The organism is Stieleria marina (assembly GCA_007741555.1).
Lineage (GTDB): Bacteria > Planctomycetota > Planctomycetia > Pirellulales > Pirellulaceae > K23-9.
In genome coordinates this window covers 1,327,902-1,353,757 of record CP036526.1, presented here as the reverse complement: position 1 = coordinate 1,353,757, position 25,856 = coordinate 1,327,902, and the positions used below count along the sequence as shown (strand labels likewise).

Sequence of the window (25,856 nt, the reverse complement as noted above, 5' to 3'; positions counted from 1 at the left end):
GTGCTTGCAATTTTGTCCGCTCCGGGTTCACGCGGCGATGTGAATCCGATGATCGCAATCGGCGAAGAACTCCGGCAGCGCGGATTTGATGTGGTGATCTCTATCTCGCAGCCTTACGCGTCCATCGCAGAGAGATCCGGGCTGCAAACTGAAGTCATCATCAGCGAAGCACAATTCCACGAAATGGTGGGCGATCCGGCAGTCTGGAAAACCGTCCGCGGCGTACGCCGAGTTCTACGCGCAATGGCGGATCATTTTGTTGTTCCGCATCACGACGTCATTCGCAAACACTATCGCGCCGGCGAAACGGTCTTGGTTTCGCATCCGCTAGATTTCGCATCACGCGTTGTGCGCGAAGCCGACGAAAACGCGAAGCTTGCCGCCGTGCATTTGCAGCCTGTTTTGCTGCGCACTCCCGACGACCCGCCGCGTCTGACACCTTGGCCGATTGAGCCCACCGGACCACCATGGTTGATTCGTGCGGGCTACTATCTGGCAGATCACTTGGGACTGGATCCCGTGATTCGTCCGCCAGTCAATCGACTGCGTGCACAATACGATCTGCCACCTATTCGCCGCGTGTTGGACCAATGGTGGCTGTCTCCAGACCGGGTGATTGGCATGTATCCCCAGTGGTTTGCACCGGCTACGGACCTGTTCCAACCGCGATTGGTTCATGCGGGTTTTCCGCTAGCCGATCACGATGATGCTCCGTTCGATCCTCCAAAGGATCGGCCGATTGTTTTCACAATGGGCACGGCGCACTATCACAGTCGGCAGTTCTTTCAGCGTGCCGCCAAAGCTTGCCAGTCGCTCGATCACCCTGGCATCTTGCTCTCGTCGCACTCCGAAAATTTTCCCGCTCAATTGCCAGCACAAGTCCGAACCTGCCCCTACGTGTCATTGCAAAAGCTGTTGCCGCACTGTGCCGCGATCGTGCACCACGGAGGCATCGGCACTACGTCCCAAGCACTTGCCGCGGGCGTCCCCCAAATCATTCGACCAATGGCATTCGACCAGTTTGACAACGCCCGGCGGGTCGAAAACCTTCGCTGTGGTCACTGGCTCCGGCGTGACGCAAAGCTCGGTAACATGCTCAGCCACGTGTTAGCGAATGCGACCATGACGGACACGTGCTCGCTGATCGCTTCAAAACTGAAAGAGCCCGCTGGAGCCAAGATTGCTGCCGATCAGATCGTCGCTCTGTTGTAGCTTGCAAAATGCAGTTTTCCGTGGCAGGTTACACACGGAGAAGTCAGGTCCGACAGTTTTGACCAGCAAACGATCGGAATTCGATCCGTGTCTTGATCACCCAACATGTCATTCGTGCAACCGCAAGATCACTTTGAATCCGGCTGGTAACCTGTCGACATTTCCTTCAGCACGACATCCAGCAACTCGTCCGCTCCGATGGCACCGTTGTGGCGGAAGACGACTTTACCGCCCGGAGCGACCAACACGCTATGCGGCTGCGGCCCCTCCCACGCGGGATCCAATGCTTCGATCAAATCACTCATGCTGGGATCGGTGTAGAGATAGTTATTGGACTTGCGACCTTCGGCTTCCAGCGACTTAGCGAGTCGCTTTGGCAACACGGCGCGATTGCGGCTGAGAAACTGAGTCACTGCGGCGCGATCCTTCGGCAAGTCGGTGCTGATCGTAATCAATTCAAACTTGCGAAGCCCCATTCGTCGTGATACTTGCGTCAGACCAGGGAATTCTTCGACACACGGCACGCAGGTGGTCGACCAAACGTTGAACAAACGGAACTTGTCCGTGTCGTTGGCGACCAGCTTGGCGATTCCGCCTGCGTCGATGTCGTCAAGCGTCACGTCGGCGCTGGCCCAATTTTTGTCGTCTTGTTTGACCAACGAGATTTTTTCGCGCCATTTTGTTGAGCAACCAAACGGTTTCGTTACTGCGACCGTGACGGGTTTGCCGCTCAGCATTTCGAGCAGGGCGTTGCGTGTGGACTGTTTCTTGACGGTCGACGGATCGGGGTAACGCGAATCGTCAAACGCTCCCTTGTATTGCAGTTTGCGATCTTGATCAAACAAGAAGACATGAGAAGTCGCCAAGCATCCGTATTTCTTGGCCGTCGCTTGTGTCTCGCCGTCGTACAAGTACGGAAACGTGAAGCCTTCGTCTTTGGCATAGGGAGTCATGTCGTCGAAGCTATCGTCATACTTGGAGTAGCCCAGTTCATCCAACCGCAATCCGTCACCCGAGTTTGGGTTGATGGCAACGACCGAAACGGGTTTCCCCTTTAGTTCCGCCAGCAGTTTGACCAACCGTGGATCGTGCGCGTGACAGACGGGACAATGATTACTGGTGAAATAAACCATCAAGATTTGGGCGTCGGAAAAATCCGCTAACGACCAATCCCGCCCGTCGATTCCAGGCAGCTTAAAAACAGGAGCGGCATCACCAATCGCCAGCTCATTGAACCCGGGCGGATGAGCTGCCACCAGATCGCTTGCCAACAGCATACTAGCCGCTAGACCAAGCAGCATTACGATACGATTCATCAACCAGCTCCTGATTTAACCAATGTGGATTTAACCGCCGATTCGCCTTCTAAATCTTGCTGACTATTCGTAGTCCCATTTCATGATCCACGGATCGTCCATGTCTTTTTGCATCTGCTTCAGCTTTGCCTTGTAGGCTTCCAAGACATCTTTGTGACCATCGCTAGCGGCTAAGTTCGTCGACTCATCCGGATCATTGGCGATGTCGAACAACTCAAACTGCGGGCGTTGAACATACTGCCCGACGGTCTTCGTTCCGTAAGGTGCATCCTTGCCCTTGGCCCATTGCGCCTGCCAGCTACTAGCGGCCCACAAGTCCGACGCAAAAGGATAGGGCAGTGGATGAGCGATGTTCCAAATCAGCTTGTACTTTGCGTCTCGAACGACTCGCATTGGGTAGTACATCTGGATTTCATGGAAAGTGTGTGACGCGAAGATGGCGTCGTGGTGGTCATCCTTGGGACTTGCCAAGCAGTGCATCCATGATTTGCCGTGGTAGCTGTCGAACTTCTTGTTCCCGTTGCGATTCTCTTTGACCGCTTCGCCCCGTTTCTTCCAAAACTGATCGGCATTGAGCATGTCTTTGGGGGCGTTCTTTTTGGTGTCCAACCCACCCGCAAAATCCAATAGCGTAGGCGTGATGTCGATATGACTGATCAACGCATCGGACTTGGCGCCGCGGTTTTTCTGATACGGATCACGCACCACCATCGGAACACGCAGCCCACCTTCGTAGACGGTCGTCTTGCCGCCTGCGAACGCCATTCCGTGATCACTGGTAAAGACGATCATGGTTTTGTCGTACAAGTCGGCTTCTTTGAGAATTTTGACAAGACGCCCCACACCTTGGTCGATGCGAGCACAGGACTGGTAGTACTGAGCCAGTTCCTCACGCGTGTCGGGCGTGTCGGGCAAAAATGGTGGCACCACAACTTCGGCCGGATCAAAGAAGACTTCGTCGACACCTTCAAAGGCACCGCGACCGGGTTTGTTGCCGAAAAGGTTGGGTTTGAGTTCGCGTGAGGATGTCTTGTCGTTTCCACCACCGCGATGAGGATCGGAGGTTCCGAAATACAAAAAGAAAGGACGATCGTCGGACTTGCTTGTCAAAAATTCGCGACATTTCTCTGCCATCCCGACTGCGTTGCGACCGTCGCCTTTCAAATACGTTTCGTATTGATAGACCGTTTCGGGTGCGACGTGATACTTTCCGATGTGGCCGGTGCGATAGCCGGCACGCTGCATCACGCGAGGCAACGAGAGCGAAACGACATTATGAAAGGATGCAAATTTGTGATAATGGTGCTGGTGCCCAAACTGACCATTCCGATGATTATGCAAACCGCTCATCACCACACTTCGCGATGCGCTACACGACGCTGTGGTCGCAAACGCATTGCGAAACAGCATTCCGTCGGCAGCCACCGCGTCGATCGCGGGTGAAACAGCGGCGGTGTCACCGTAACAGCCTAGTGTCGGGCTCTCGTCGTCGGTGATGATGAATAAAACGTTTTTCTCTGCCGCGTTGACGTTACTTTCGGCGAAAAATCCAGTCACAATAAGGATCGCCGTGGTGATCGCGGTAATCAATCCAGTAAATCGTTGCATCGACATAAGGTTGTGCTTTGAAAAAATGCAGTGCGTACGGAGTGGAGACGAAGTTGGACAAGCAGTTTAGCTTGAAAGCGTCCTTCACGCAGGCTTGGCTGGGCTCTCTGGCGTTGAGCTTGGTGTTCGTAGGCGGCATCCGTGCCGAAGCCGCCGATCGCACTTCGTTTTTTGTCCCCCGAGACGGCAATTCGGTCGCCCAGCCAATTCCGGCAAACGCCGTGTTTGCTGACCAAGCGTTCGGTGACGGCGCAAGCGATGGCTGGAAAGCCTATCTGCGGCTTTGGCGGGCTCATCACGATGATCCATCCAGTGAACCAATCAGACAGTTTCTGGGACTGCCGGTCACGGGCACGACCGAAGCCAAAATCGCTCGCGGTCGATCCGCGCCTCGTTGGTTGCAATGGTCAGCCGGTTCGTACCAGCAAGTCACGACGCCTCACTTCACCGTCTACTCTCGCGCAGAAGATGACTTTAGCAGAGAGATGGCAAATGACTTGGAGGTTTGCTACTGGATCTGGACGCAAATGTTTTTTCCGATGTGGGAAGCTCGTGCGCAGGTAGCGACAAACTTGGCGGGACTCAACCAGCAAGACGTCAGTGCGTATTTGAAAAGCCAACCAGGTCGCATCACAATTCGTCGCAAAATGCGGGTCGTTCTCTTTCGTGATTCGGCCGAATATCAGCAAACACTTGGCGGTGAAATCCCAGGCATCGAACAGTCGACGGGTTTTTACAACGATGACAAGCAAACGATTTTCTTGTACGCATCGAATGACGATGATGTGGCAACACGCCGACACGAACTCGTGCACCAATTGTTTCGCGAAGCCACTCGATCAAAACTGGGGCGTGCCAAACCCGGCGACGACAACGGGTTTTGGATCGTCGAAGGCATTGCAGGGTACTTTGAATCATTGCGAATCGGTACTTCGATCGCGACAGTCGGCGGATGGGATGCACCTCGGTTACAATTTGCGCGCTACCGCATGTTGGTTCACAACGACCTGATGCCAATTGGCGAGCTTCGTGCCGACGGGCGGCTGGCAGCGCAAGGACGTGCGGACATTGCCAGATGGTATGCGCACGCGATCGCGCAAACACATCATTTGCTGGACAGTGGCGATACCAAGCAACGCGTCGCGATTTATCAACTTCTGAATCAACGCTATGCGACCGGAGCCAAGATCGCTGGCGGAGCGATCGATCGTGGTGTCGAGCAACGTTTGCGCCGTTTCTTGTCGATCGATGACAAGGTGATCGAGGCGAATCCGATTTCGCATCCGCTGTCGCAACTTTGTTTGGCTGGATGCGAAGTCACCGACGAGACGCTTGGCCAGATACCGCCGTCGCCTAGATTGCGATGGCTGGACCTGTCACGGCAACCCATCAGCAATGACGCGATCAGGCGGCTGGCACCGAGCCCCGAATCGGTGGAGCAACTGACGCTGGAACTGACCAAAGTCGATCCAGATTTGCAAAACTGGCTGGGGCAAGCAACGTCGCTCCGCGAACTGGATCTCAGTCACACGCCGATGGACGATGGTGTGATGCAGGCCATTTCGTCGGCAAAATTCCTGGAAGTGCTTTGGATGACGGGTACAAAATTGACGGACCAGAGTATCGACACGATCGCCGGTTTGCCAAAACTACAGATGGTAAACTTGCAGCAGTCCGCTGTTACGCAAACTGGACTTCGGAGTCTGAAAACGCACAAGCCCAACCTGAAAGTCAACGAATAGGACGCCCTGGGCGAGATCTTTTCAGTGCGTCTTTCACAGCTTGCGTGCATCGGTCTCTTCAAACGATAATACCGACCGCGTCTTATTGCCGACGAATACATCCCGCCAGATGCTTTGGGGCGGTATTGTTCTCGTCGTCCTCGTCCTGTTCGTCACCATCAACGCGAAATTGCCAAGCGAAATTGCCAAACAACGCGAACTCGTCAAACGCCCCTGAATTGCCCGGCGAGTCTCCCGCAGGAGGACAGCCATCGTGTTTGTCTGCGCAAATCGCGTCCCGCTACCAATGCCATTTGGCCCCGGATTTGGCGGATTGGTTTGACAGCGGCGTTTGGAAACAAACCGGACTGAGCGAGTATTGCGACCCCGTCGATCCTCAGGAATTGCTCAGCGACGCGCCCGAAGTGATTTGGCCAGGATTGATGCCGTGTGATTTTCTGCCGCTCATTGGCAGCCACGCCGGGGACTGGCTGGGTGTGAAGTTTGACCGAAACAACCAGGCAAGCGAAATCATTCAGTGGTATCACGGAGGTGGTGACTGGATCCCGTGGGGAAAGAAGATCAGCGAAGCCATTGTGTTCGGCGCGGTTTGCAATCGCTTGCCGGGTCCACGAAGACGCCACGCGATTCCCGCGGATGATTTTCGCGAATCAACGTCGAACACCGCCGACGACCCGCTACTTCGTTGGGCATCGGATCATGTGACCATCGAGCATCATCAATTGCAGGACGGTGCTTTAAGCGGCGAAGAACTGGCCTGCGTGCTGTTGGAGCACGGCGTTGCCGAAGTAGCTGTTCGCTGCGAACTGGTGCAATCGGCGCTTGCGGAATCGCTGAGCGAAGTTTTGAATCATCGCACCGCACAGTCGATCGGCATCGATTGGCCCACCGCCGTCAGCTGGATGTTCGACAACGAACTCATCCCTGAACCAAAACTACATCAGTTGGAATCAAGGTACGGCTACAAGGTTGGCCCAGCACAAAACTGGCAACTGGCCCAGCAGCACGCTCAAGCGGTCACGGACTCATTTGCGGACATCACTTGGGGCTGGGATCTGCTGGGTTACTGCCACGAAAAAACGCAGCGAATCGACCAGGCTACTGCTGCCTACCGACAAGGCGTCACCCAATCAGTCTTTGCGGATCAGTCGGTGAAGCTTCGCACGCACTGGACGGCACATACCGCGGCAAAATTTTCTGCAGCAAGATTGGCGGTCATCTCGGCCGACTCTCATTCCGATCAGCCCTTGAGCATGCCTGCTGATTATCTCGACGCACTTACCAACGGCACGCAAGAACAACGGCGAATCGCGGTCAAAGAGTATTGGCTGGCTGTGGCCCAACAAAGCTCGAATCCGGCTGACAGATTCGATGCCTACCTGGCTGCTGGATGGGATTTGGGCGCCGAACCGATCACTGCGTTTGCGGACATCCTGTCGAAACTGTCGCAATCCGATGCATCACAAACCGCTCGCACTGCGTTGGCCAAAACGCATCGCGAATGCTTGAGCCAACGCTACGGAATCTGAGTCGAAGAATTCAGTCATCAGTTTCGTTATCGGACCATTCCGCAGGATGAGCTTTCAGTTCCGACAAAACTTGCTTGGCTCTTTCCGCGTCGCATTCCAACGTCTGAACGCTGACCCAACCGGGGGCTTCGGCGACAAACCCTGCGGTAAATCCCCCCGTGGCGACAGCTTTGATGTTTTCATCGGCCAATACAGCGACAAGCATCATGGCTTCGGCTTCCGTCGCCCGCTTAGCAACTTCCACTAGCTTGGCGTCGTCCAAATTTTCGTCGGCATTGGGATTGGATGGATTCATAGTGAGGCATTCGTTTTCGAGGCACTGGTCTTGGCAATCGATCGAGATTTTTATCCCGCCGGTTGTTCGCGATCTAGTTTGGCAGCTTTGGAAGAGGCAGTGGCGTTGGAAGCGGTGCCACCCAAATGTCTTCGATTTCCTGCCCCCCCGCTTCACGTCGCATCATCAGATAAACACCACCGACCAGTGCCCAGAACAAGGTGAGCGTGACGACCGTAGGAAAGCAAGCCAACAAGAATTGGACACCTGTGACAGAATGCGTCGATGCACCAGCCAATTCCAACGCTGATGTGGTAATCGTTGACGCTGCCATTGCGATGCCGCCGGCGACCAATGCGATGAGCATCAGTATCACGGTTGCGACGAAACAAGCGACGACCAGATGAAGCGGTCGGCGGTAGAGGTATTCGTAACCGCGACTAAGTGAATCCAATGGATCAGCGTCTTTTTCGTTAACCAATGAGGCCCAGCCCAGTGGCACGGCGACGTTTGCACCGAACGCCAATAATCCGCATAGGATACCGACCAAAGCAATCGGCAGTGCAGCGACCATCGCGATCCAATCATGGATTCGGCCAAGCCATCCCAGCAATGCAATCCCGATCGCGATGAACAGAACGCAAACGAGCGGGACGAAGGCGATCACAAACGCGTAGGGAAATCGGCGGACGGCGTGTTTTAATCCATCGACGATTCCCATCATCGGACGACCAGCTGTCAGAAGTGCTCCTTGGCGGACCAACAACAGCGTGACTGGCATCCAAACAAACAACGCCCAAAAAATCGCGGCAATGGTTTGCCAACCGAACCCTTCTGCGATCGAGTCAAAAACCCGCGTGGGAATCATCATTCGTATCGGCAACTCTGCACGGTCAATTGACGATGCGATTGGCAGCGACTGGGGCGCGGCTTGAAAACTACTGGATTGCAGCATTGCACTTTGGTCACCGACTTCCGGGCCGAATGACGGATCAAACCAATTGGAATGCCCGGCCAGCCAAATCGCGAACGTCAGCGCGACCAACAGCACCAGCGGAGGCGAAGCGGCAACTCGCATGGTTCGCACCAACCTTAGCCAGGGAAGCAAGTCCGTCCATTCACGAGCGCGAGACAAGAAACCGGTCTCGAAGTCGTAACCGCGGTGGACCTGGTCGGTAGAGTTCGCTTGGGACGCTACGTCGTCAGGCGAATCGTTTGAGTTACTGCTGAGCATCGGTGCTGAATATCGTTGCTGAGTATCAGGGCAGGGTGCGACCAAAATCGCAATTGCAGAATGGCCAGTCAGTTCGCGGCATCGGATCTATCGAAAATCGACTCTCAACCACTGCGATGGATTTGGCAGCACAGAGTCTTCCGCTGTCCCTGCTTTCACACAACGCGATCGAAGCAGCCAGCTTTGCCCGGGGATGATCGGCAAATCGGTCAGGTCGCGGCGTTGGATCGCAATTTCAAAGTTGACGAACGTCTGGTTTCGGTCCGCAGCAATGTACCACGTGGGATTGAACTGTCGGTGACCGTCGATCGCATCGTGCGTCCGCCCCGCATCGGTTGCCGTAAACTGCATCGACGTGATCAAATCCTGATCGGTATCCAGCGCCAATTCGATGCGGTCCGATGATTGAAGTTGATGATCGCGAACGCGAGACGTTTGTTGCTGCGTGCCCGGATCGCGATCGATTTCGTCGGCGGAAAACTGAACAGCGATGTAAACAAAATCGTCATCGTAGGCGATTTGCGGCAGCGGTTTCGCTCCGGCACGAGCCAACGCGGGGGAACGCCAAACTGGTTCGTCAAGTTTGCCGTCCAGATTGGGCCGAGTCGGCGTTCGCAATGCAACGATCGTGTTTCCGCGACCCGTCGCTGATCGATCCACCAAGCGTCTCCAATCCACCGCGCGGCTGTCATCGATCAGACGTTTCAAGTTGCTGGACTCTTCCTCAGCGACCTGCAATCCATCGCCATCACCTCGATTGCGTGATGCATCACGCGCCATCAACACCAACGGATGAAACTCCCATGCCAAGTCGACTCCAGCGGTTGGCTGCGGACTGGTTTTCTGCCGAATCATCCTCGGTTTGGGCACCAACAATGGCGAAGTCGCTGATGCCTGAACCACTCGATTTTCATTGCTTTGAAACGGAGACACCGCAACGATCTCGGAGGCTTGCTTGATTCGTTGCGTTTCACCGACTTTGCCTGATCGACTCGCTTGCAGAAAAGAGGTTGTCGTCGCCATTCGCAAACGATTCCATTCCAGCCCGTTTTCGATGGCAGTCAATCTTAGCCGCGCCCATTTGCCCGCCGATCGATGAGCGAAACGGTCCGCGATCACGGCCAGCCAACTGGTTTCCAAGTCAGCAGTTCGGTCTTCGATCAACTGAATTTGTTGCCTTACACTCCAAGCGAGTCGAAACTGATCTTCCTTGGACGTTTGATCCAAAATCGCAGTCAGCCCCGTCGCAAATTCGTCACTTGTTGGACTGGTGCGAATCAAATTGGCGATTCGAGTGGGTTGCGCAAGCCGACCTTGCAGAATTTGCAGATGGCGCCGCGACACCACCTTGGACTGCGATGCCAACTTTTGCCCCTCGTCTACGGCGCATCCGATCAGCACTGATTCGCCACGCAGATTGTCGCCGTTTTTGTCGTACAGACTTGTCAGCGAAATCGATGTGGGCATCGCTTGGTTGGGCGCGACCAACTGCAGGGCGTCTTGCCAAAGATCGCGAGCCAACACGCCGGTGGTTGGCAACAGCGCGCTGCTATGTAGCATTTTGTCGCCCCCAGATTCGCCCACCGAACCGATCGTGTATCCCAAAACGCGGTCGACGTTTTGGCTGATCGCTGTCTCCATGATCAAACCGCGCAGTGCCGACGGCAAAGTCTGGTCAACGACGATCGCGGTAGGGCGATGGATTGCGACCCACGATTGGATCAACTCGGCAGATCGTGTGATCTCTGGCGTTGAGCTGGTTCGCTGCATTCGTTCGCTGTTGACATTTAGCAAATCGACATTGGACGCTCCCAATGCCACGGCAGCTTGGCGAATTCGGTCGATCGGTTGGCCGACTGCAGGATCCGGACTGGGATCTTTCGTTGCGGCTATCAAAACTGAAACGCGGTGCCGCATTTCCAGCGATTCGCTTCCAATCACCGGCCATGGCAAAGTTGCCGGCGCCGCTGCGATCACCAACATGGCGGCATGCCGATCGGCGCCGCGAGTCGTTTGCCAAGTTTTGCCGGCATCAAGACTTTGCGTGATAACACCATTGTCACCAACGGCGCACAAACCGCTGTCACCAAAGCGACAAGCATCACGAATCGGCACGTTCACTTTGGCCGTGGTGGTCCATCGCAGAAGTTCGATAGCGGATGGGTCGTTGGGCGAATTTTTCATGCCGTCCAGCTCGCCTCCGTTCTGCCAAGTTGCGCCTTGGTTGCGACTTTCAAACTCGCACGACAATGCGGACGCTCCCCAGTCACCGACGGCAACAATGGTTCGGCCGTCTTTTCGCCGGGACAGACTTTGCAGTCGGGGCAGTTCGCGGTCATCCGACCGCTGCCAGCTGCGACCGCCGTCTTGAGTTGTGATGACAACGCCGCGGCTGATGCCGGTGATGCGGTCGTAAGCACCTCCGACCGCGACGGCGTTTCGTTGATCGATCCAAAGGACGTCTTCTAAACGACACTCGACGCCGCTGTTTTTAATTTGCCAAACCGCTCCGCCGTCGGTCGTGAGCAGCACGCAACCGCGATCTCCCACCACCACCCCCAACGAATCGTTGGCAAAAGCAACCGCGTGTAGCGAGGCATCTTCGCGCATTGCTTGTGTGTTGGCGTAGGACGGTAGCGCTTCGGGAGCTCCAGTGTCCGTGTTGCCACCGCGTGTCGCCTTGGGTGTTGGAGCCAGCCCGAGCGATGGAACTTGCCCTAGTGCTGAAATCTGTTGCAGCGAAGCTTGCTCAAACGCCGGCGGCGCGGCCAGCGAGGCAGTGCCGACCAGTAGCGTCGACAGAAACATGACCAGTGAAGTGGCCAGGAACACGAGCACGCCGGTCGATACCGGACAAACCGCCCACGCTACCTGGTTTGAAATCTGCTTTTGCCACTTGCTCATGCAATCCATCCTTTGACAATCGTCGAAGTCACCATCAAGGCCGCCCAACCGATAAAAAGATTCGCCGCCACGTAGAGCCCTGATCCCAACCAGCGACCATCCCCAACCAGCCCCGCTGATTCGGCCGCGAACGTCGAAAAAGTGGTCAGCCCGCCCAGAAATCCGACCCGAATCGCAAGTGTCGTGCGCTCGCTAAGGTTGCCATCGTCCGCACCATAAGCCAATAGTGCGCCAATCGCGGCGCAACCGAGCACATTGGCGACTGATGTACCCAGCATTCCCGAGCCACCAGGAATGGCAGCTGATGCTAATGTCAGCAGGTAGCGACAGACTGATCCGAGGCCTCCGCCGACGGCGACCGCTGCTAGATTGAGCCAAGTTGTCATTTCCACTGGCCGTTTTAACCATTGCCTTGGAATGGGCACGAACTTACGTTAGCTGGATAGGGTCGGGATTTCTGTGATCGACGTAAATGTCAGTTTTTGCAGACGTTTCCTGCCAAGAGGTAGCGGATCTTGTCCAAGATCCTTTCCATCTGGGTTTTGAAAGAGATTCAGCAGGGAAAACACCGCGTTCTACTGCTTCAGACGAACGCATAACGACAACCTCACCCCCCCCGCAGTGTCTCACCGCGAGACACGCACACAACCACCACGATTTTGCTGTTGATTGAGATATGAGCACTGCTAAAGCCACTTCTGCTGAGCCTCGCACCATGACGGGAGCCGACATCCTGGTCAAATCTCTAGTGGAGCATGGTGTCGAAGTGCTTTTCGCCTACCCCGGCGGATGCAGCATGCCCATGCACCAAGCCCTGACTCGGTTCGGCGATTCGATCCGTACGATCCTGCCTCGCCACGAACAAGGCGGAGCGTTTGCCGCCCAAGGTTACGCCCGAGCGACCGGAAAAGTCGGTGTCGCCATGGCCACCAGTGGCCCCGGTGCAACCAACTTGGTCACCGCCATCGCTGACGCCAAACTGGACAGCGTGCCGATCGTCTGCATCACCGGTCAGGTTCCTACCAAAGCGATCGGAAGCGACGCGTTTCAAGAAACCCCGATGGCCGAGATTTGTCGCGGCATCACCAAACATCATTACTTGGTGACAAAAGTCAGCGACCTACCGCGGATCATGAAGGAAGCGTTTCACATCGCAGCGACCGGGCGCCCCGGACCTGTTTTGATCGACATGCCCAAAGACGTCCAACTGGGCGACTTGGCCGACATCGACATGGATCCACCCATGTGCTTACCCGGCTACGAAGCTTCCGCGCCCGCGATCCCTTCCGAAACCATTCGCCAGATCACGGCCGCCATCAAATTGGCACGGCGCCCCGTCATCTATGCCGGTGGTGGCGTCGTACTGGGCGGAGCCAGCGAAGAGCTTCGCGAATTCATCACCAAGTCCGGTATCCCAACCGTGACCACGCTGATGGGCCTTGGCGCCGTTCCCCCCGAGCATGAACACAGCTTGGACTGGTTGGGCATGCACGGTGCCGCCTACGCCAACTACGCCGTTCGCGATTGTGATTTGCTGATCGCTTTGGGCGTTCGATTTGATGACCGCGTGACTGGCAAAGTCGAAGCGTTCGCCAAAGACGCCAAGATCATTCACGTCGACATCGACGGCAGTGAGCTCAACAAAAACAAGGAAGCGCACATCCCCGTTCGCGGCGATGTCAAGCAATTCTTAACCGAGATGAACAAGGTGGTTCAAAAGCCCGAGATCTCCGATTGGCAAAAGCACTGCGTAGCATTGAAGGCCAAGCACCCCTTCTCCTACGACGAAAACTTCGATGGCATCCTGCAGCAGCACGCCATCAAGACCCTCAGCGACATCACCGCTGACATGGACACGCAAATCACCGTCGGAGTGGGCCAACACCAGATGTGGGCCGCCCAGTTCTACAAGTTCCGCAAGCCACGTACTTGGCACTCCAGTTCCGGTCTGGGCACGATGGGCTTCGGTCTACCTGCCGCCATGGGCGTCCAAGCTGCTCTGCCGAACTCGCTGGTCATCGACATCGACGGCGACGGTAGTTTTCAGATGAACGTGCAAGAATTGGCAACGTGCTTCTGCGAAGAACTTCCCGTGAAAGTTTTCTTGCTCAACAACCAGCACCTCGGCATGGTGGTTCAGTGGGAAGATCGCTTCATGGACGGCAACCGAGCCCACACGTATCTAGGACCAATTTCGCACAACGAAGCGTCTGGCAAGAGCAAGGTGGACCGGTTTAAGTACGCCGAAACGCGTTACCCCGACTTCGTCAAGATCGCTCAAGGCTACGGCTGCGGAGCAGCATCGATCAAGAAGAAGGGCGACCTAGAAGGTGCGATCCGAGAAATGATCGAGCACAAGGGACCTTATGTTCTGGATGTCGAAGTGCCCTACCAAGAACATGTCCTGCCGATGATCCCCGGCGGCAAAACCGTCGAAGACATGATTCTGAAATAGGTCGCCGGAGACACGCTACGACGACTGTTGCAAAGGCATCTCACTGAATTCATCCCAATCGCCGCCATGCAAATGGCGGCGATTGTCTTTGGGTGGGAACCGAGGGCCACAACACGCCGTCGCCTCCGCCCGCCTGGCGAGACAATTCCACGCGAATGCAAGGCGTGCGCCGTGAGGCTACGCATAAGACAAGTCGCACAGTCGCTGCCACTTGCGCGTCCCGACTCACCAGAATACGGTCTCAATTCGACAGCGCATCAGCGCCCAGATGACCGGCCCCAAAGACGCGCATAAAAAAATCCGCGAGGAACACTGTCCGTCGCGGATCTTTCGATAAGATCGATCGGGTTATCCGAAACTAATACTCAAACCCGTCGGCGATCTGGCCGTTCTTGATGACGATCGAGATGCCGTCGCGGATTTGATACGGCTCGTCTTCGCCTTGTGTTTCCGTCCCGGCTGCGTTGGTGATTTTGACACCTTTGCCGACTCGGCAGTTTTTATCCAAGATCGCTCCTGAGATCACGCTGTCTTTGCCGATGCCAACTGGAATTTGGCCTTCCGTCAGATTTTCTTCGTGCTCGATGTAGTCAGCTCCCATCACGACGCTATTTTCGATCGTGACATTATCGCCGATGACGGTACGCAGACCGATCACGCTGTTCTTGATCGTGACGTTCTTACCGATCTTGCAACCATCGGCGATCAAGCTGCCTTGGATGTCACCTTCCGACACGATCGTCGGTGGCAGAAACCGTGGGCGGCTAAAAATAGGTGCGTCACGGTTGCGAATGTCAAAGGGTGCGTTCTCGCTAGCCAATGCCAAGTTCGCTTCGTAAAAAGCTCGAATCGTTCCGATGTCTTCCCAGTAGCCGTCGAAAAGGTGTACCTGGACTTTGTGCGACTTGATGGCCTGAGGAAACACCTCTTTACCAAAGTCAGAGTGATTCGTCTGAGTCAACAGATCGACCATCACGTCCTTTTTGAAAATGTACAAACCCATGCTGGCCAGGCAATCGCGGCCCTTACTGTCGATCCCTCGAGCATCGATCCATTCGGGATCCATACGAACCGATTCGATTTCTTCTTCGGTCTGCGGCTTTTCAACAAAACCGTTGACGCGACCGGATTCGTCGATTTGCATGATCCCCAAAGAGGATGCGTCTTTCCGCGAAACTGGAATGCCCGCGATCGTTGCTGCTGCATCCGCTTCGATGTGCGAACGCATCATGTCCTCAAAATCCATTCGGTACAGTTGATCGCCCGAGAGTATCAGAACATGTTCGACCCAAGGCTGTTCGATGTACCGCAAGTTCTTGCGAACGGCATCCGCGGTGCCTTGATACCAGTCGGTACCCTCATCGACTGTCTGCTGAGCAGCAAGCAGTTCGACAAAACCGCCGTTGAAATGGTCAAAAGAATAGGTCTGACGAAGGTGGCGGTGCAGGCTGACAGACAGAAACTGCGTCAACACATACACGCGGTTCAGCCCGCTGTTGATGCAATTGCTAATTGGGATGTCGATCAATCGGTACTTTGCCGCCAGTGGGACGGCAGGTTTGGCGCGAATTTTTGTCAGCGGAAACAATCGCGTTCCACGTCCGCCACCCAGAATCAAAGCAATTGTATTGGACAAGTCCATCGTTTCAGCCTCATGTAGTTAACAAGTTGTCGTCAGAATTTTTGCATCAAACGTATGACGTGACTGCTGAAAGATGCAACACCGGTGTTTTATCGCGCATGCATACTGATTGGAAGGTTTGCATGCGACACTACTACCAATACTTTTCAAATCGAATGCATCCTGGCCCGCTGCAATCCGAATCGTCGCTAAACCCAGCCTCGCGCAGCAGTGGCAACATGCCGGGGTTCGCAGGCGGATCACCGCCCGGGGGAACGAAACCAATCATGGACGGATTGCCACAAAGAAATACGTGCGAGTTGGTTGGACTGAGCGGATCCTCCACTGCCGTCGCCAGATCTCCCGAAGTAAACAGTTCCTGCAAGTAACGTTTGCCGACATAATTGGGATGAGCGGCGTCGGTGTTTTCGGGATCGCGAGTCGAGTAGGGCACATAGCGATACTGTGGATATTGCTCCATCAAAATCGCGTGCTCTTTGTGATAGGCCAGATCAGCTTTGTGCCGCACCGTTGTCACATTGGCGATTCGGCCTCGATGACCACCAGCCAGCAGCGTAGCGACCATGGCGTTGTGAGGAGCTTCTCCGGTGCCGGTGCCCAGCATCAGTACGGTGTCATCAGGGCCAATGCTGTCACCCAAGGTGTAGTGCCCGGTAATTTTTTTCCCGATCATCAATCGATCACCGGCACCGATTTTGAACAAACGCGGTGTCAGGGAGGGCGGATCTTTGTCAGGCGAATCGGAGCGGCGAACCAGCGTCACATAAAACTCCATGTAGTCAACCGAATCGATCGGAGCGACTTTGCCGTCGGTTCCGATCATGGGGCATGAAATCGAATACGCACGCTGAGCGATCCGTCGCCACTTTTTTTCCGGCAATACCTCGACCTGAGTGCCTTCCAAACGTGGCTCCCAATTTCCAAGGCCAAGTGTGACGTATTGGCCCGGCTTGAAAGGCGGAACACCTTTGTCGGGACGAATGCGAAATCGGGATAAATCATCGTTGTGATCAATCCGCTCCACAATGGTCGCGTTGTAATGCTGTTCGCTCAGCCGGACTGCCTCTTCGGCCGATACCGGCACCGAATCGATCTGTTCGCTCAAAGTCGTTTCTCCGCTCTAATCCATCAGTCGTTTCGGCCGGACCTGGCATCGCGGGCCTTCCGACGACCCAAAACCCATTGCCGGTGAGAAAGGTTTCAAGATCAGAGAGTTTCGGGGCCGCATTTTTGCCGATGCCCCAATATAATGAATCCCAATCGCTCGTGGGTTCCGCGTCGATTCACACCCCCACGATTTTTATCGCCAAAACTAATATGTCTCACTCCTGTTTTTCACGTTCCCGATCGTTCGTCACCTTCGTGCCCGCGATTCTCGCGTTCGATTCCATGGCATGCCTGAGAAAGTCCGCTTCGTTGCTGGCGCTGGCGGCTTTGATGACCACTACCGCATCAGCCGAGTCGTGGACTGACCTGAATGGAACACGCACCATCGAAGCACGCATGATGGGACTTTGGAACGACAGCGTCGTGCTGCAGTTGCAAGATGGCCGCAAAGTGACCGTCGCGCTAAACAACTTGAATGCTCAGAGTCGCATCCAAGCTCAAAAACTTTCTCGCGACAAAGTTCAAACTCGCAACACCTTGATCGGCGAACTCAAAGGCCAAGCCGCCGAAGCAGCCGCTCCCGCCCCGACGCCATTGCCGACTCCGTCGCCCGCAGCGACCTATGTGCCACCGGCATCAGGAGGCACTTGCATTGCCCAGTTACAATGGGAAGCGGATCAAACCCGAGCAGGGCATTTGTTGCGGGCATCGCTGGATGCGCTGCCGATGTCCTATCGCGCCGATGTGAACAACTATGTCAAAGCTGCCCTGAGCAAATCGGACCCCGCTTTGAATCAAACCTTGGCCAGCGGATTGCAGAAAACGGGCGACATGATTGTGACCCGTCAAAGATGGCTGCTTTCGCATCCGCGACTAGCCGCTTTGCAGCCCAGCGCGTTTGACACGGTCAAGGGCGTCTTGCTCAACGTCGGTGGCCTGATGCGAACCGGCTTCGATCCCAAAGCGTTTGATCTCGCGACCATGCAATCCATGCCGTTTGACCAATGGCTGGGCCAACGCAGCGACGAGATCGCTCCGTATCTAGCGGCGTTGATGAATCTCCCCGGCTTCAATTTCCCCACCCCCAGCTTTGAAGCGGTATCCGAAAAAGATGGCGTCGCGGTTGTGAAAATCACCTACGACGGCGCGGGCAGCAACCAATCGTTTACCCAAGTCGATGGTTTCTGGGTGCCAACCTCGACTGCTACGGATTGGGAAACAAACATGGCAGAGGAAAATAAGAAGCTGGCCGAAATGCCAAATGGAGGCCTCGTCCCTGAAGCAGCCGCAACGATCGTCGCCGGAATGATCGGTGCCAATTTAGACCCGATCATGCAAGCACAAAACGAAAAAGATTTTCATGCCGCGATGGAACCTGTCTTCATGCAACTATCGCCGCTGATAGCCCAGCTGCCGACCATGTTGGGAGCCCAAGGCAACCGCCGCGGCAACGACATGATGAACATGGATATGGAGATGGGCATGGGAATGGATGATATGGGAGAAGAAATGGAAATGGAAATGGAGATGGAGATGCAAATGAATCAAGACATGGGCATGAATCAATAACGCAGTTAGTCGCCGACACGTGCCTCTGACGGCTTCTTTCGCGTGACCATTACTTTCACGCCCCTATAGCCGCTGTCTTTATTACTGCCGCTGATTCCATCGCTTTCGTCCGACGACGTGGTTTTCTAAACGTCATGACAACTTAGGATCCACAATCACCTCGGCGACCAACCCACCTTCGATTTGAAACGAAAGAAGCTTGCAAGACTCTTCTCCACGTCGTGTCGCGATCATCGGCGGCGGACTCTCCGGACTCGCTACCGCCGCCCACCTGCACTTACTGGATCCATCAATCGATCTGACCGTGCTGGAATCGGCTGATCGACTTGGTGGTGTCATCACAACCGAGACCGCCGATGGTTTTTTGATCGATCACGGTGCCGACATGTTCGCATCGAATCCCCCGCACGCGTTGCAACTGTGCGAACAACTGGGTGTAACCGATCAGTTGATCCAACCGCAAATGGAAGGCCGCGGTGCGAATATCGTGCACCATGGCAAACTGGTGCCAATTCCCGACGGATTCGTTCTGATGCGGGCGACAAAAATCTTGCCAATGCTGACGACACCGTTGCTTTCAGTGTCCGGAAAATTGCGTCTGGCCGCGGAAATATTTAAACCCAACAACGTCAGCGAAACGGACCAGAGCGTCGCTGATTTTGTCCGTGACAGAATGGGCAACGAAGTGCTTCAGCGAATCGTGGGGCCTCTGGTTTCCGGAATCTATACCGCCGACGTGGAGAAGCTGAGCCTACTGGCGACCATGAATCCGATCGCCGAAATGGTACGTCAGCATGGATCGCTGGCGAAAGCCACATTGAAACGTCGCCGCAAAGGAGAGGACTCCTCAGAACGAAACAGCGCGGGAGCACGCTACAACCAGTTTCGCGCTTTTCGCAGTGGCATGGTCGGCCTGATCAATTCAATCGCACAGTCGCTGCCTGCAGGGGCGATTCATTTGAATAGCCCTGTTCGATCAATTCGCCAGACGACGCTTCCATCGGAAAACCAGCGAAACGGTTCACAGCAACAACCGACTTGGGAAATCCAGTCCGACGCCGCCACTGCTCCCTTTGATCACATCGTCGTTGGCACGCCCGCGCGGATCGCATCGACCATTCTTCAGCCTCACGCTCCGATCGCCGCCGAACAACTCTCAGCGATCGAATCTGCATCGACTGCAATTGTTGTCCTTGGTGTGCGCCGCGCAGACATTCTCCGCCCCGTCACGACGTTTGGCTTTGTCGTGCCACCGATCGAGAACAGACGAATTCTGGCCGGTAGCTTTGCGAGTACCAAATTCGCGGGCCGTGCTCCGGAAGATCACGTCTTGGTACGCGTGTTTATCGGCGGTGCCTTGCAAAGCGAGCTACTGGAGAACGACGACGAATCGCTGATTCAAATCGCAAGAGAAGAGCTCAACGATCTGATCGGGCTGCAAGGTGATCCGGTCGTGTCGCGGGTTGTGCGATGGAACCAAGCCATGCCGCAGTATCATGTCGGGCATCTCGACCGAGTGCGTCAGATTGACCAATCGATCGCCGATGTGCCCGGTCTTTCGTTGATCAGCAATGCGATGCACGGAGTCGGGATCGCACCCGTCATCAAAGCAGCCAAGAGCATCGCCGACGGCATCGTAAAGACTTAGCTTCGCAAGTGTGCATTGACGGCGGGGTCACTTTTAAGCAACGCGGCGTGTGGAGCGACGTGTCGTCCGCTGAGTCGCCGCGACTTGAACGATCGATCGGTCGCTCAGTGGATAACGAATCTTCTTCAAGGCGTTGTTCATCGCCACCGCATCACGAAAACGCCGCTGTGGCACCGGGTCGATCGCCTTGCGAATCAATGCCACAAGATCCTTGGACAGACCTTTGCGAAGCCGCGCGTATCCCGGCAAAGGAGCCGCAAACGGATACTCGGGCAATTCGCCTGACAGCATTCGGTAGATCACCAGTCCAATCGAAAAAACGTCGCTGCGATAACCCGGTTTTCCCATCGCTTGCTCGGGTGCGATGTAGCCAAGCGTGCCTGAAGCAGATAGATCGTGTGACCCTTGCTGGATTCTTGCCAACCCAAAGTCAGTCAGCCGAATTTTTCCTTCGTCAAACAGAATGAAGTTGTCAGGTTTGATGTCGCGATGGAGCACGCGTTTTTCATGAGCATAAGCCAGCGAGTCGACCATCTGAATCGCGTAATCGATCGTGGTCGCCCTGGCAGTTCGCCGTGTCAGGCGGTCCCCCAACGTCTCGTTGCCCAGCGGAAAGACCATGACAAAATGACCATCGATGGTCCGGGCGTCTTTCAACTGCAAAATCCCCGGGTGATTCAACTGAGCCATGATCCGCACTTCACGCTGGAGCTCATCCACACTTTGGACGTTGCTGCTGTAACGTGCATCGGGAATCTTTAACGCAACTTTGCGATTCTCGATCGTGTCCATCGCTGAGTAGACCGTCGCAAATCCACCTTCGCCCAACCGACCGATCAGTTTGTATTTGTCTAAACGTGCTCCCACACGGAGTGAACGGACAGGAGCATCGCGATGAACTTTCAAAGACGGTGGCACAAGCATTTTCGGCAGTGAGAAACAAAACAGACGCTGGCACAGCACAGGCAACGATGCCACCAGCGACGCTGGTCATCATGGCAGCCAAAAGCAACGGCGCCACCTTGTGTTAGTCGTCAAATTAACGCGGGACGTTAAACACAATCTCAGTGCGGCAAGCGATTGATTCGGTTCGACCCCGCTTTGCCGACGCCATCAGCACTCGCAAACCGCAAAGTCGTCAAAGTTTCGCAGTGATGCTATTTCTCCCGCCGCGATCAAACCGCGAAATGGCACGGTGTAAGTCCACTGCGTTTCTCTACTGTGCTGAGCCCATTTGGATATTAAGCGTAGCGTTTCGAGCATGCGAAGATTGCGACTGCGCGGCGGCAAAACACTTTTTACCAAAACCTATCACTTCGCATCGGATTACAGTTTGCGGAACATCAGTAGTCGCATTTCAACAACTTGGCTGCCAGGCACTTCGGTCGCTCTTAATCGTAGTGTTTTGCGTCCTGGCCGCAACGTGATCTGCCCCAACGTCATCGCTTTCCAATCCTTTACGTACCCTTCGACACGTTTGAAGCGGTCGTCGTCGGCGCCGATTTGGGGGGTATCGTTCGCGGTAGCGATGGTGGCATTAATCGATTCGCCACCGATCCTTAGCTGAATCTTGGCACCGACACTATCGGCCGGACAGGCATAGTACATTTCGACCTCAAAGCGTCCGCCGCCTAGCACGTCGACGTCCCATGTGATTTCGTCCTCGGTCGACGTCCAGTTTCGCATGTAGGTGCAGTTCGGAAACCGATTACTGCGTTGAACACCGCCGTGGCCGATCGCATCACGGGCGGGCAACTGGTGAAATTCTGCACGCCGATCAGCCAACGTGATTGGCCGCAACTTGCCGTCGTTCTTGGATTGAACCGGTTTGACTTCGTCGGTCCAGGCAGCCAGTTTCTGACGCAAGTCATTGGCAATGTCGATGTCCGGCTGTTGTTTTGCAAGATCGACGCGCTCACGTGGGTCAGTCTTGATATCAAACAGCTCCCCGGTCCCTTGCAGTCGATAGCGATCACTGCGAACTGTGGTCTTTCCGTTCCACGTCGAAAACAGGAAACGCTCGCTCCACCCGGTACTATCCCCCTCCAGCAACGGCGCGATCGATTTTCCGTCCAGCGGCTTCGGACCGTCCGGTGAGATGCCCGCCAAATCTGACAGCGTTGGCAACAAGTCGATGGCAGCAGCAATCCGCGACACCTTGGTGCCCGGCTTGATCACTGCCGGATAGCGAATCAACAGCGGTGATCTCAAACCGCCTTCGTGCGTCGATCCTTTGCGACCACGCATTCCGCCATTGAATCGGGCTCCGTTGGGTCCATTGTCCGAAAAGTAAACGACGATCGTGTCGTTGGCCAATTGGACTTCGTCCAAGTGACTCAAAACGCGGCCGACGTTCATATCGATGTTTTCGCACATCGCCAGGGCAGCACGAGTGTGTGTCAGATTTTGTCGTTTCTGATTGTCCGATTCAGGATCGGGCGTGATCGATTTGTTTTTGAATTTTTCCCAAAACCGATCGGGAACTTGCATCGGCGAGTGAGGTGTATTGAGCGGCAAGTAGCAGAAGAACGGTCGATCACGGTGGTCGGAAATAAAATCGATCGCATGCGTCGTCAGGTCATCGACTAGAAACCCCTCGCCTTTGACAATTTTGCCATTGTGCTCCAACATCGGCGAGAAATAGTTGCCCCAATGTCCACTACAAAATCCGTAGTAGTCATCAAAGCCGCGTGCATTGGGATGGTACGGATACTGCATGCCGCTGTGCCATTTGCCGTACGCGGCGGTCGCGTATCCGCCACGGCGAAAAACTTCTGCGATCGTTTGTTCATCCACATTGAAACGCTCGCCGCCAGCCGAAGTACTATAAACTCCCATTCGCGAGTGATATCGCCCTGTCAAAAACTCGGCACGCGTGGGCGAACAAACCGCACAAACATAAAAGTGCTCGACTTCGGCGCCGTCACGAGCCAAAGAATCAATATTTGGCGTGGAAACGTCGACATTCTCGTGCAGACTAAGATCACCCCAGCCTTGGTCATCCGTCAAAATCACAATCACGTTAGGTTGCTTCGCTGTAGCTGCTGACAGGGAACCGACGAAGCACGCCGATACCGCAAGAGCAATGAACAAACGATGCAAGAACGGCGGCATAGTGGAGCTCGAATAATGCAGGACACGAAATCGTCAACCACTTCGTCAACGAATCAGCAGGCTATTGTCACTAGCTCGTTACCGACGGTCAATCAGAGCGAACAGCGATGAGCAGTCATGCTTCCGAAGACTCGGTTAGTCCTGGCCCCAAGCGAACTGCGACAACTGCGTTTGCGCCGGCGATGATTTCGATCGGTCCCGTCAAACTAGGCCTCTCGGCAGCCATCACGATCGGGTTGCTGCTGGGTGTCGCCTGCGGCTTGTTTCTAGGCGACTACTGCGCGTCACTATCGATCGTCGGCGATGCCTTTGTCGGACTCCTTCGCATGACAGTGTTGCCGTACATCGGCGTTTCGCTGATCGCCAATCTAGGGCGACTGTCTTTGGCAGATTCGCGGCGTCTGTCGTGGGTGGGTGGATTGACGATCGGATTGCTTTGGTTGGCTGCCCTGGCCCTGATCGCCATTTTGACGCTGACGTTTCCAACCTTAACGACGGGGGCATTCTTTAGTTCTGCTTTGATCGAATCCGGCGGCCAGACGGACCTCTTTTCGTACTTCGTTCCGGAAAACATCTTCCACTCGCTTTCGGAAAATCAAGTCCCCGCGATCATCGTCTTTTGCATTTGCGCTGGCCTGGCTCTTTCGACCATTCCGAACCGCCAGAAACTGATCACCCAATTGGATATCGTTTCAGCGTTGCTCCTAAAAGTCAGCGGTTTCATCACACTGCTCGCCCCGATCGGTGTCTTCGCGATTGCCGCTAGCACGGCGGGAACCGTTTCTTTCGACGAACTCATTCGCCTGCAGGCCTACTTGGTCGCCTATACGGCCGGCGCGCTATTCTTGGGGCTACTGGTGTTGCCGCTGCTGGTCACGACCGTAACACCGCTCACGTACCGACAAGTGTTTGGAGTGATGACACAGCCTGCTATCACTGCTTTTGGCACTGGCAAATTGATCGTTGTTCTTCCCATGTTGATTCAGAACACCGAACGCCTGTTAGCGGAAATTTCACCCGAGGGCGACGACCTTGCCCCGACGTGCGACGTACTTTACGCGACGGCGTATCCGTTTCCGCACGTCGGCAAGCTACTGAGCATGTTGTTCATCCCGTTCGCAGCCTGGTATGTCGGCGACCCGATGCAGTGGAACGAATTCCCTAGCCTGTTCACGACGGGAGTTTTTTCCTTTTTTGGCGGACCCATCGTCGCAATTCCTTATCTGCTGGATCAAGCGCATCTACCTCACGACTTATTCCAGCTTTATCTGCTCTCGGGCACCATTGGCGAACGCATCGGCGACGCGGTGGGAGCCGTCCACCTGACTACGTTTACTTTGATTTCGATCTTTGCCTTTCGACGTCAGCTGTTGTTTAACGCGAGTGCCTTATTGAAAGATGCCCTCCTTATCATCGTCGTTGGATTGCTGATCTTTGGCGGTGTACGAACATGGCTGGGAAGTTCCATCAGCAACGCGGATGACCGAAGTCACGTTCTCTCCAAACTTCAATTGATCGAGCGCCCCGTCCAGGCTTCGGTCATCGAAACCCCCTCTCCAAATCCGTCGCCGCTGATGCCCGGTGAAACGATCCTGGAAAGAATCCGCCGTCGCAAAGCGATTCGCATCGGATACAACGAAGACAAACTGCCGTTTGCGTTTTTCAATTTAGAGAATCGGCTGGTTGGATACGACATGGACATGGCCCACGCGTTGGCGCGTGATTTAGACGTCCGCATCGAATTTGTCCGATTCGAACACACCACTTTGGTTAGTCAGCTACGCGACGATCATTTTGACATCATCATGTCGGGATTAGTCGGCACGTTGGAACGCGCCGAAGAAATGCAGCACACCAGCGGCTACCTCGATGTCAACTTGGCGCTGGTCGTACCGGACTACCGTGCCCGAGAATTCCAAACGGTTGCGTCGATACGTGAAATGTCCAATCTACGAATCGGTTTCGTCGACCTAAGCCGCGGATTTGTCGATCGTGTTCGGCGTTTGATGCCCGAAGCAGAGTTTATTGAGATCGAAAAAAACAAGAGCTTCTTCAACGACAACGACCAACAATTGGATTCCCTGATGGTAAGTGCCGAATCAGGTTCGGCATTTACACTTATGTTCCCAGATTTCGAAGTCGTCGTGCCACCGGAAATTCACGTCAAGCTGCCGCTGTTTTACGGCATTGGTAATCGCGACGCGGAGATGCGAGACTTCATGGAACACTGGATCATGCTTCGCGAAAAAGACGGAACCGTCGAAGAATTCTACGACCACTGGATTCTGGGCAAAACGGCAAGTATCCAACCAAGACGCTGGTCCGTGATTCGCAACGTGCTGCAATGGGTCGATTAGAAGAAGAAGGCTTTCAGGAATCACTGGCTGAACAGCGTTCAGCCAGGCCCGCCTTCGCAACAGGTTTCGCAAATCGTGTGACAACGTGAGCAATGGAGTTTGGCGCGAATGCTCACCAAGCTTCCGCCGCACACAGGACAAGCGG

At 55.0% G+C, this 25,856-nt stretch carries 17 protein-coding genes; 7 read left to right on the top strand and 10 right to left on the bottom strand.

The window, feature by feature from the left end:
* On the top strand, positions 1-1,212 hold the full coding sequence (locus K239x_RS04755) for a glycosyltransferase (RefSeq protein ID WP_145416492.1): 1,212 nt from the start codon (positions 1-3) through the stop codon (positions 1,210-1,212).
* A gap of 128 nt (positions 1,213-1,340) precedes the next feature.
* On the opposite strand, the gene K239x_RS04750 is transcribed toward K239x_RS04755, so the two are convergent.
* Positions 1,341-2,528 (bottom strand): redoxin domain-containing protein, encoded by a 1,188-nt coding sequence (locus K239x_RS04750; protein ID WP_145416491.1) that lies wholly within the window; start codon positions 2,526-2,528, stop codon positions 1,341-1,343.
* Positions 2,529-2,591: 63 nt separating this feature from the next.
* On the bottom strand, positions 2,592-4,142 hold the full coding sequence (locus K239x_RS04745; protein WP_419189677.1) for a sulfatase family protein: 1,551 nt from the start codon (positions 4,140-4,142) through the stop codon (positions 2,592-2,594).
* A gap of 11 nt (positions 4,143-4,153) precedes the next feature.
* Between K239x_RS04745 and K239x_RS04740 the strand changes: the two genes are divergently transcribed.
* Positions 4,154-5,878, top strand: a complete 1,725-nt coding sequence (locus tag K239x_RS04740; protein ID WP_145416489.1) for a DUF1570 domain-containing protein — start codon at positions 4,154-4,156, stop codon at positions 5,876-5,878.
* Positions 5,879-6,135: 257 nt separating this feature from the next.
* Positions 6,136-7,407 (top strand): hypothetical protein, encoded by a 1,272-nt coding sequence (locus tag K239x_RS04735; RefSeq protein WP_145416488.1) that lies wholly within the window; start codon positions 6,136-6,138, stop codon positions 7,405-7,407.
* 10 nt (positions 7,408-7,417) lie between these two features.
* Here the strand turns inward: K239x_RS04735 and K239x_RS04730 are convergent, their stop codons facing one another.
* The 4 genes from K239x_RS04730 to K239x_RS04715 all read right to left on the bottom strand — a co-directional run bounded on the left by K239x_RS04730 (position 7,418) and on the right by K239x_RS04715 (position 12,205).
* Positions 7,418-7,702: a hypothetical protein gene (locus tag K239x_RS04730; protein ID WP_145416487.1), complete on the bottom strand. Its 285-nt coding sequence runs from the start codon at positions 7,700-7,702 to the stop codon at positions 7,418-7,420.
* A gap of 73 nt (positions 7,703-7,775) precedes the next feature.
* Entirely contained in the window at positions 7,776-8,915 is a 1,140-nt protein-coding gene (locus K239x_RS04725) for a hypothetical protein (RefSeq protein ID WP_145416486.1), read from the bottom strand.
* A gap of 87 nt (positions 8,916-9,002) precedes the next feature.
* Positions 9,003-11,819 carry a YCF48-related protein gene (locus K239x_RS04720; RefSeq protein ID WP_419189676.1) on the bottom strand — a complete coding sequence of 939 codons (2,817 nt, stop codon included), beginning with the start codon at positions 11,817-11,819 and terminating at the stop codon, positions 9,003-9,005.
* Complete coding sequence (locus tag K239x_RS04715) at positions 11,816-12,205, bottom strand: fluoride efflux transporter FluC (RefSeq protein WP_145416484.1); 390 nt, start codon at positions 12,203-12,205, stop codon at positions 11,816-11,818. Before K239x_RS04715 ends, K239x_RS04720 begins: the two co-directional genes overlap by 4 nt.
* Positions 12,206-12,495: 290 nt before the next feature.
* Between K239x_RS04715 and ilvB the strand changes: the two genes are divergently transcribed.
* Positions 12,496-14,274: a biosynthetic-type acetolactate synthase large subunit gene (gene ilvB / locus K239x_RS04710; protein WP_145416483.1), complete on the top strand. Its 1,779-nt coding sequence runs from the start codon at positions 12,496-12,498 to the stop codon at positions 14,272-14,274.
* 358 nt (positions 14,275-14,632) lie between these two features.
* Here ilvB and K239x_RS04705 read toward each other — a convergent pair whose 3' ends face one another.
* Positions 14,633-15,916 carry a glucose-1-phosphate adenylyltransferase gene (locus K239x_RS04705; RefSeq protein ID WP_145416482.1) on the bottom strand — a complete coding sequence of 428 codons (1,284 nt, stop codon included), beginning with the start codon at positions 15,914-15,916 and terminating at the stop codon, positions 14,633-14,635.
* 133 nt (positions 15,917-16,049) lie between these two features.
* On the bottom strand, positions 16,050-17,021 hold the full coding sequence (locus K239x_RS04700) for a ferredoxin--NADP reductase (RefSeq protein WP_419189675.1): 972 nt from the start codon (positions 17,019-17,021) through the stop codon (positions 16,050-16,052).
* Positions 17,022-17,353: 332 nt separating this feature from the next.
* Between K239x_RS04700 and K239x_RS04695 the strand changes: the two genes are divergently transcribed.
* Together K239x_RS04695 and hemG are read left to right on the top strand one after the other, a co-directional pair.
* Positions 17,354-18,592, top strand: a complete 1,239-nt coding sequence (locus K239x_RS04695) for a hypothetical protein (protein WP_145416481.1) — start codon at positions 17,354-17,356, stop codon at positions 18,590-18,592.
* A gap of 199 nt (positions 18,593-18,791) precedes the next feature.
* Entirely contained in the window at positions 18,792-20,240 is a 1,449-nt protein-coding gene (gene hemG / locus K239x_RS04690) for a protoporphyrinogen oxidase (protein WP_145416480.1), read from the top strand.
* 33 nt (positions 20,241-20,273) lie between these two features.
* On the opposite strand, the gene K239x_RS04685 is transcribed toward hemG, so the two are convergent.
* On the bottom strand, positions 20,274-21,164 hold the full coding sequence (locus K239x_RS04685) for a serine/threonine-protein kinase (protein ID WP_145416479.1): 891 nt from the start codon (positions 21,162-21,164) through the stop codon (positions 20,274-20,276).
* 402 nt (positions 21,165-21,566) lie between these two features.
* Complete coding sequence (locus K239x_RS04680; protein ID WP_145416478.1) at positions 21,567-23,354, bottom strand: arylsulfatase; 1,788 nt, start codon at positions 23,352-23,354, stop codon at positions 21,567-21,569.
* Between the two features lie 107 nt (positions 23,355-23,461).
* Between K239x_RS04680 and K239x_RS04675 the strand changes: the two genes are divergently transcribed.
* Entirely contained in the window at positions 23,462-25,711 is a 2,250-nt protein-coding gene (locus K239x_RS04675) for a cation:dicarboxylate symporter family transporter (protein ID WP_145416477.1), read from the top strand.
* The last annotated feature ends 145 nt before the right edge of the window (positions 25,712-25,856 follow it).